We start from the raw sequence: 3009 nt of genomic DNA on the forward strand, positions 1-3009 counted from the left end.
CCCCGGCAGCGGCCCCCGCGCCTGGCGCGGCCGGCGCGCCCGGTGACAAGCCGGCCGCCAGCGCCGGTGCCGTGGACCCGATGCAGTGGTGGAGCGCGCTGACGCAGCAGTTCGGCCAGCTCGCCGCGCAGGCGATGCAGGACGGCGCCGCCGCCGCCGAAGCCGCGCGCGCCACGCTGGCGAGCTCGATGGCGCAGGCCGCCACCGCCAAGAAGGCACCCGAAGGACAGGCCACCGAGCCGCCCGCCGGCACCCCCGTCCCCCCCGAGGCGGCCGCGGCCAAGGCCGCGCGCAAGCGCGGCACGAAATAAGGGCCCGCGCGGCGCACGCCCGGCCCGCGGCTTGCACGCCCCACGGCCACGGCATGGCGCCGCCACCCTGGCGCCCGGTTTGCCCGCGCGGCGGGCATCCACGGCCGCCGTGGCAGCACGGCTGCCGCATTGCCGCATGACAGCGCCGGGCACGCGCCCACACACTGCACCATGGACACCTTCCTGCACGCCCACGCCACGCATCCCGACTGGCGCTACGCCCTGGAGCTCGCCAACGCGCAGTTGCGCGCGCAGCGGTCCTCGCAGCGCCAGCGCGGCGGTGGCGCCAACCTCGGTTTCGTCTACTTCAGCGACCTCTACGCCGCGCAGGCGGAGGAACTCCTGCAGGCCCTGCACCACGACTGGCCCGGCGTGGCCTGGGTCGGCAGCACAGGCGTGGGCGTGTGCGGCAGCGGCGTGGAGTACTTCGACGAGCCCGCGCTGGTGCTGATGCTGGCGCAGCTGCCCGCGGGCAGCTTCCAGGTCTTCTCCGGCACCCATCCGCTGTCCCTGGCCGCGCACACCGCACTGGTGCACGCCGACCCCTCCACGCCGGAGCTGCCCGAGCTCGTGGCGGAGATGAGCGAGCGCACGGCCTCGGGCTACCTCTTCGGCGGCCTGGCCTCGGCGCGCTCGCAGTCGCTGCAGATGGCCGAGGGCGTGTTCCGCGGCGGGCTCTCGGGCGTGGCCTTCACGCAGCAGGTGGGGCTGATCTCGCGCGTGACGCAGGGCTGCACGCCGGTGGGCCCGGTGCGGCGCGTGACCGCGGCCAACGAGCACCTGGTGCTGGAGCTCGACGGCGAGCCGGCGCTGGACGCGCTGCTGGCCGACACGGGCGTGGACCTGTCGCAGCCCACGGTGGCGCTGCCGCGGCTGCGCTCCACGCTCGCGGGCGTGAGCGACGCGCGCGAGGACACGCTCACCCGCGGCGGCCAGTTCGGCGAGAACACGCGCGTGCGCCACCTCATCGGCCTGGAGCCCGGGCGCCGCGGCGTGGCGCTGGCCGAGGCGGTGGAGGTGGGCCAGCAGATCGCCTTCTGCCGCCGCGACGCCGTGGCCGCGCGGCGCGACCTGGTGCGCATCTGCGCCGAGATCCGCGAGGAGATCGAGGCCGGCATCGAGGCGCCCGCGGCGCCGCACGCCGGCGGCGCGGAACTGGCCGCCGCCTCGCGCATCGCCGGGGCCGTCTACATCAGCTGCGCCGGGCGCGGCGGGGCGCACTTCGGCGCGCCCTCGGCCGAGCTGCAGATCGTGCAGCACGCCCTGGGCGACGTGCCCCTGGCGGGCTTCTTCGCCAGCGGCGAGATCGGCCACCACCACCTCTACGGCTACACGGGGGTGCTGACGGTGTTCACGGCGTCGTGAGGCGCAGCCAGGCGTGCCTGACAGGCATCCCACCACGTTCTCGAACGCTGAAAGCCCGCTCGTGCTGACCCTTCGATACCTCAGGGCAGGGTGCGCCCTGCGGTCGCATCGAAGTACGAACGGGCGCTGCGGCCTAACGCACAGCCGGGGCCGTTCATCCTTCGATACTTCAGGACGAACGGAAATCGGGGTTCAAGAACTCTATGAAATCCGGATGACTCCATGACCCCCCCGCGCATCCCGCCCATCCACTGCCTGCTGAGCTTCGAAGCGCTGGCGCGGCTGCGCAGCGTGACGCTCGCGGCCGAGGAGCTCAGCGTCACGCCCAGCGCGGTGAGCCACCGCATGCGCCAGCTCGAATCGCAGTTGGGCGTGAAGCTCTTCGCCCGCAACGACTTCACCCTCACCGCCGACGGCGCGGCCTACCTCGCGCACGTGCGCCAAGGCCTGCTGGCGCTGCAGCAGCTGCCCGGCAGCGCCGCGCGCACCGGCGCGCCGGTGCGGCTGCGCCTGGCCGTCACGCCCACCTTCTCGCGCGAGATCCTGCTGCCCAAGCTGGCGCTGTTCCGCCACGCCTACCCCGAGGTGGAGCTGATCATGCAGGTGGCCATCCCGCTGCTGAACGTGAAGGCCGAGGAGGCGGACCTGGAGATCCGCTACGGCACCGGCCCCTGGGCCGACGTGGAGCAGGTGTGCGTGCTGCGCGACGCGGCCTGCCCGGTGTGCAGCCCCGACTACCTCAACGAGGCCGGCCCCTTCGACGGCTTCGACACCGCCGAGGTGGTGTCGCGCGCGCGGCTCATCCGCAGCCCGCTGGAGCCCTGGGGCACGTGGTTCCGCGCTTGCGGCATCGCCTTGCCCGAGCCGCGCAGCGGCGGCGCGCAGTTCAACGACGTGGGGCTGATGCTCGACGCCGCCGCCGCGGGCTTCGGCGTGGCGCTGGCGCGGCTGCGCCTGGCCCAGACCTGGCTCGACAACGGCCGCCTGGTGCGCCTGTCACCCCGCGCCGTGGCCTCGCCGCACCACCATTTCCTGTGCTGGAAGCCCGGCACGCTGGAGCGCTGGGAGTGCGCCGCCTTCGTCGAGTGGCTCAAGCTGATCCTGGCGTGACCCAGCCGGGCGTGACAAAGGTGGCAAAGCTGACGGTTTCCTGACTGCTCTTGAAAAGAGCTCATGCCAGGTATGAAGAATCTTCATTCCCAGCCTGGCCTTGATCTCTACAGTCGCGCCCCCAGTGGGTGCCATGGTTGTCGCCCATCAAGCGGTTCAAGACTCTCGGGAGACAAGCCATGGTCTGGCAGCAGGTCTACGATCCCTTCGGCAACATGTTCAT

At 72.8% G+C, this 3009-nt stretch carries 2 protein-coding genes and 1 pseudogene; all 3 read left to right on the forward strand.

Features of this window, described 5'->3' with window-relative positions:
• Window positions 1-311: pseudogene (locus tag Q0741_RS07610) on the forward strand (hypothetical protein); the annotation flags it as partial.
• A gap of 171 nt (window positions 312-482) precedes the next feature.
• Window positions 483-1676: an FIST N-terminal domain-containing protein gene (locus tag Q0741_RS07615; RefSeq protein ID WP_298232596.1), complete on the forward strand. Its 1194-nt coding sequence runs from the start codon at window positions 483-485 to the stop codon at window positions 1674-1676.
• A 222-nt stretch (window positions 1677-1898) separates the two neighbouring features.
• Window positions 1899-2786 (forward strand): LysR substrate-binding domain-containing protein, encoded by an 888-nt coding sequence (locus Q0741_RS07620; protein ID WP_298232597.1) that lies wholly within the window; start codon window positions 1899-1901, stop codon window positions 2784-2786.
• The last annotated feature ends 223 nt before the right edge of the window (window positions 2787-3009 follow it).

It is taken from the genome of uncultured Azohydromonas sp. (assembly GCF_937926365.1).
Classification (GTDB): Bacteria; Pseudomonadota; Gammaproteobacteria; order Burkholderiales; family Burkholderiaceae_C; genus Azohydromonas.

What these genes read in the sequence shown, in the direction of transcription:
- Q0741_RS07620 (WP_298232597.1), top strand. Translation starts at nt 1,899, where the DNA reads ATGACCCCCCCGCGCATCCCGCCCATCCACTGCCTGCTGAGCTTCGAA.
- Q0741_RS07615 (WP_298232596.1), top strand. Translation starts at nt 483, where the DNA reads ATGGACACCTTCCTGCACGCCCACGCCACGCATCCCGACTGGCGCTAC.